The sequence below is a fragment of the Phocaeicola sp. genome, from assembly GCF_048170425.1.
Taxonomy (GTDB): domain Bacteria; phylum Bacteroidota; class Bacteroidia; order Bacteroidales; family Bacteroidaceae; genus Phocaeicola.
Genome location: NZ_DBEXBB010000053.1, coordinates 1 through 4,047, shown reverse-complemented (window position 1 = coordinate 4,047; position 4,047 = coordinate 1). Strand labels below are relative to the sequence as shown.

Annotated in this window: 3 protein-coding genes and 3 tRNA genes; 3 read left to right on the top strand and 3 right to left on the bottom strand. The window is 44.9% G+C overall.

Going from position 1 to position 4,047, the window contains the following annotated elements; genetic code table 11:
• Window positions 1-117: 117 nt before the first annotated feature.
• The 3 genes from ACMJ0U_RS02310 to ACMJ0U_RS02300 form a co-directional block, all read right to left on the bottom strand.
• Window positions 118-522, bottom strand: coding sequence for a hypothetical protein (locus ACMJ0U_RS02310; protein ID WP_417127909.1), 405 nt, complete (start codon window positions 520-522; stop codon window positions 118-120).
• A 396-nt stretch (window positions 523-918) separates the two neighbouring features.
• On the bottom strand, window positions 919-2,640 hold the full coding sequence (locus tag ACMJ0U_RS02305; protein ID WP_417127907.1) for a S41 family peptidase: 1,722 nt from the start codon (window positions 2,638-2,640) through the stop codon (window positions 919-921).
• A 53-nt stretch (window positions 2,641-2,693) separates the two neighbouring features.
• Window positions 2,694-3,680, bottom strand: a complete 987-nt coding sequence (locus ACMJ0U_RS02300; protein ID WP_417127905.1) for an adenosine kinase — start codon at window positions 3,678-3,680, stop codon at window positions 2,694-2,696.
• Between the two features lie 79 nt (window positions 3,681-3,759).
• Here ACMJ0U_RS02300 and ACMJ0U_RS02295 point away from each other — a divergent pair.
• The 3 genes from ACMJ0U_RS02295 (at window position 3,760) to ACMJ0U_RS02285 (ending at window position 4,034) form a co-directional block, all read left to right on the top strand.
• Window positions 3,760-3,833: transfer RNA gene (locus ACMJ0U_RS02295), tRNA-Asn, on the top strand.
• Between the two features lie 27 nt (window positions 3,834-3,860).
• Window positions 3,861-3,934 (top strand) — tRNA-Asn (locus ACMJ0U_RS02290).
• Window positions 3,935-3,957: 23 nt separating this feature from the next.
• Window positions 3,958-4,034, top strand: a tRNA-Asn gene (locus ACMJ0U_RS02285).
• Window positions 4,035-4,047: the final 13 nt, after the last annotated feature.

The window sequence follows — 4,047 nt, the reverse complement described above, 5'->3', positions numbered from 1 at the left end:
TCCTTGCTTAACACCTCATCGGGCACTACTTGATTCTTTTCTTTCATAATCTTCTTCATTTTGCAAATCTATAAAATAAAAAATACGAGACTCAAACTTGAATCCCGTATTTTCCATTTACACAAAATATTTTATAGTGCCGATTGAAAAAATTAACGGAAGCCAACGGCATACTTGAAGTAAAAATAAATACCTACGTGAATAATCAATATTCTCTGCTAATATATCAACAATCGTATAGGCCTCCGGCTTATTTATTTTGCCCAAAATTTCAGACGTTCGTTTACGTAAAGAAACATGTTCCTGCAGGTGTTCAACCAGCTCTTCATGCTTATTTACAGATGACACTTTATCTATACAAAGTAAATGATATAGAAATTGTCTTCCTATACAAGAAGATGTATAATCGATTTTTTCACATAATTCATCTATATTCAAATCGTGCCTTACACTTTCCGGCAGATTCCCATCCATATATGAAAGTTTCTTATAGGAATTATAAACCTTTACTTCTTTTTCCATTCTTCGTTTATATAAAATGTTTGCCGTTATTCTTATATTACAAAAGTAAACCAAGAATATTTCAACTTCTTATTTTTTATCATACACGCTATCGATATTAAGCCAAACGAAATTATAACAAGCAGCATAATCTATCATGAATGAACATAGCAACTAAATCAATATTCAATTTTACTATTGCAAAGGTAAGTAAGAGTTGTTAAATATCATATTTTTCACCCATTTCAAAACACCAAAGTGTTTGCATCCAAACGCCTTTACGTTTTCTCCAAAACACAAGGACATTTTACTAAAAACGCAAGTACGTTTCACTTCAAATGCACTTGCGTTTGAAACAAAACGTACTTGCGTTTTCCGAGCCTTACTTGAAAGCTCTCCAGGATCCTCTCTGAGACCTTATTTCTTCGGTTCTTCCTTCTTTGCCGGTTCGTCTGTCTTTACCGGTGCCGAAAGAATTTCCCGGTAACTGACAGGATTCTGCAATACCTTGATGGCTTCTTCCAAATCAGTATCATCTTTCAACCGTTCCATCACAGCACCACGCTGATAGAAATAGCGGGTCACGATTTCCTGTGAGATATATTCCTTAATCGGCTTGGCAAAATAGTCCAGGTCGCGATCCAAGTTATGGTTGAGCTTCTTTTCCAGCGCCTTGAATTCCTCTGCAGCCTCGGTCATGTAGCCCTCAAACTCGGCCATTTCCTTCAGGCTTTTCAGCATCTTCTCACTCTGGCGGTCGTAAGTAAAGTTACGCGACTTCACCAGTTTCTTGAAAGCCTCATAATCGGCATCGGTCAGCTTGAACTCGTCTACCGAAGCCAGTGTGGGATGATCCCAGCAATATTGGGTGGCGTAATCGAAAATCAGGTCGTCGTTCATCAGGTAGAACACGATGTTCGGAATCTTATCGCCCTTCACTTCGATGTCCGGACGAATACCTCCTCCATCACGCACCTCACGTCCGGCAGCCGTATGGAATACGGTGGTCAGGCTGTCGGGTGTACGGGCTACCGAGCCGTCGGCATTCTTCTTGGCATAGTCGATGGCCTGGATGCAACGTCCGCTGGGAATATAATATTTGGAGGTAGTCACTTTCAGCGTACCGTTGTAGGGCAACGGACGGATGGTCTGCACCAATCCTTTTCCGAAGGTGCGCGAACCGATGACTACCGCACGGTCCAAGTCCTGCAACGAACCGCTCACGATTTCAGAAGCCGAAGCTGTGGCACCGTTCACGAGTACTGCCAGCGGAATCTGTGTATCGACCGGTTCATTCTGGGTTTTATAAGAACCTTGTGCCTGGCGTACCTTTCCTTTTGTCACTACAATCTCCTGTCCCTTCGGCACGTAGAGATTGACAATGTCTACCGCTTCCGACAAGGAGCCTCCTCCGTTGTCGCGCAAGTCGATAATCAGCGATTTGGCACCTTTCTGCTTCAGTTCGATAAAAGCTTTTTTGAAATCCTTGGCAGAGTTTTCCGTAAAGCTGGACAAAGCCAAATAGCCGATGCTGTCTTTCACCATGCCGTAATAGGGCACCGGATTGGTACGGATGTTCTTACGGGTGATTTTAAATTCCATCACCGTACTGTCGTTCTTGAGCGGACGCAGCACTTTCAGCACAAACGACGTGCCCGGTTCTCCACGCAGCGCTTCGCTGACCTTGGACGAAAATTCCTGGGGTTTCATGTCGCCACGTACCATTTCCTTTCCTCCTACCGAGAGGATGATGTCGCCCGCCTTGACTCCAGCTTCGGCTGCCGGCATACCTTCGGTAGGTTCTACCACCGCAATACGGTCTTTGGCCTCATAATAGCGGATGGCCGCACCGATACCGCCGTATTTTCCGGTCGTCATTTCCTTAAGACTGCTCACCTCTTCTTCCGGATAGTACTCCGTATAAGGGTCGGTCAGTGAAAGCATACCTTCCACTCCGGTCTGAATCATTTTTTCGGCATTTACGGTATCCACATAAAACAAATCCAGTTCCTTGAAAATGGAGTTGAATATGTCCAGATTCTTTGATATCTGAAAATTACGGTCGTCTTCCTTGAAGCTGGTCATGCCCATCCCCAACATCACGATAAAGGCTCCGGCCAGCATTTTTCTTGCATTCATATATAGTCTGTTTACAAAATTGTTCTTCCTTGCAAATAAACACATTATTCCGGTTAGACTTGCAGAAGTGATTCAATATTTAACTTAATTTCGTCCCATTTCTTAGCAGACAAGGTGGTGCCGACTTCCTGAATGACGGCTGTGGCCAGAATGGTACTGATTTGTACGCATTTCTCCAGCGAATAACCGCACGTCAGGCCATACATGAAACCGGCGGCATAGAAATCGCCTGCACCGGTGGTGTCCAGCACATTATCGACCGGACAAGAAAGCAATTGAATGACTTCTGTTCCTTTCTTCACGAGAGAACCTTCTTTTCCGGTTTTCACTACGGCGATGCTGCATTTGGACGCAATTTCTTCCAAGGCTTCATGAGGAGCTTTTCCCGTATAGGCCAGCGCTTCGCTCTCATTGGCAAACACGATGTCCACATATTTCACAATCAACTGGTCGAAGAAGTCACGCTCGGCTTCCACCACGTTATAGCTTGCCATGTCGAGACAAACCTGAAGTCCTTCTTCCTTGGCCAGCTGCACGGCGTGCAGCATCAGGTCATGGTCTTGCAAAAGATAACCTTCAATATAGAGATAATCGTATCCGGCAAACATCTTGCGCGACAAATCTTCTGCCTTCAGCGTGGCTGCTGCCCCCAAATAGGTGCCGAACGTACGCTCTCCATCGGTAGAGATGAAGGTCGACGCAATGCCTGAGGGCAAATCGCAGGTGGCCAGCAAGGCATTTACCCCACGCTGGCGGAGGGTATCACCAAAGAAAGTTCCCGTCTCGTCCTGACCTATCTTCCCGATAAATCCGGGGCTGGCTCCCAGTGCGGCCAGTGCACAAACCGTATTGCCTGCCGAACCGCCGGTAGAGCGATGAATCTTCATTCCCGAGGTATGCTTACGTATTTCGGCCAGGGTATCTTCTTGTATCAACTGCATGCTTCCTTTGGGCAAATGCAACTTATCCAGCAAAGAATCGTCATCAATTCGTACCAGCACATCGACCAGCGCATTGCCCATTCCTATAATTTTATCCATTTTGCTTCATTTTTTTTGCAAAGATATTGCATAATTCAAAATATCCTACTACCTTTGCATCGCAATTAAAGGAAAACCTTCTTCAGTAGCTCAGTCGGTTAGAGCATCTGACTGTTAATCAGAGGGTCGTTGGTTCAAGTCCAACCTGAAGAGCTCCTTTTTTGAAACATGTTTGAATCTTCTTCAGTAGCTCAGTCGGTTAGAGCATCTGACTGTTAATCAGAGGGTCGTTGGTTCAAGTCCAACCTGAAGAGCTCTTTTTTGAAACATGTTTGAATCTTCTTCAGTAGCTCAGTCGGTTAGAGCATCTGACTGTTAATCAGAGGGTCGTTGGTTCAAGTCCAACCAGAAGAGCGTGAGAGTTCGT